Below are 384 nucleotides of genomic sequence, written 5' to 3'. Positions count from 1 at the left end.
CCGGGGTCATCGCCCATCTGATGACCGTCGACGGGCTGGTCGCGGTCGCCCTCGGCCTCCAGGACCCGCTCGGCGACGTCCGGCCCGAGCGCCCCACCCCGTCCGGCCGCACGGAGGCGTACTGGCGGGCCGCCCGCTTCCCGCCCACCCGGGCCGTCCGCGGCCCCTGGCGCGAGCAGAGCCACCGGCTGGTCCGCACGGTCTCCTGCACCGGCGGCGACACCGGCCGCACGACCGTCCCCGACGGCGACTTCGCGCTGCCGGTGACGGCGTGTCCGGGCTGGACGGTGCGGGACGTGCTGGCGCACTGCTCGGCGGCGCTGTCGCGGGTGGTGGAGAGCCGGTACGAGAAGGACGTGTTCTCGCCCGCGAGTAACCAGCGGG

1 protein-coding gene and 1 pseudogene are annotated in these 384 nt (G+C 76.8%); both read left to right on the top strand.

The annotated features are described in order from the left end of the window. Positions 1–266 (top strand): annotated as a pseudogene (locus LPA54_RS41860) (MDMPI N domain containing protein); the annotation flags it as partial. After that, positions 264–384, top strand: a 121-nt coding sequence (locus tag LPA54_RS41855; protein ID WP_228985569.1) for a maleylpyruvate isomerase N-terminal domain-containing protein, incomplete at its 3' end; no start/stop codon positions are given. The pseudogene LPA54_RS41860 and the gene LPA54_RS41855, both read left to right, overlap by 3 nt.

It is taken from the genome of Streptomyces sp. DH12, from assembly GCF_020873895.1.
Classification (GTDB): Bacteria; Actinomycetota; Actinomycetes; order Streptomycetales; family Streptomycetaceae; genus Streptomyces.
Note: the sequence above shows the minus strand (reverse complement) of the source record. Positions and strands in the feature narration are given on the sequence as shown.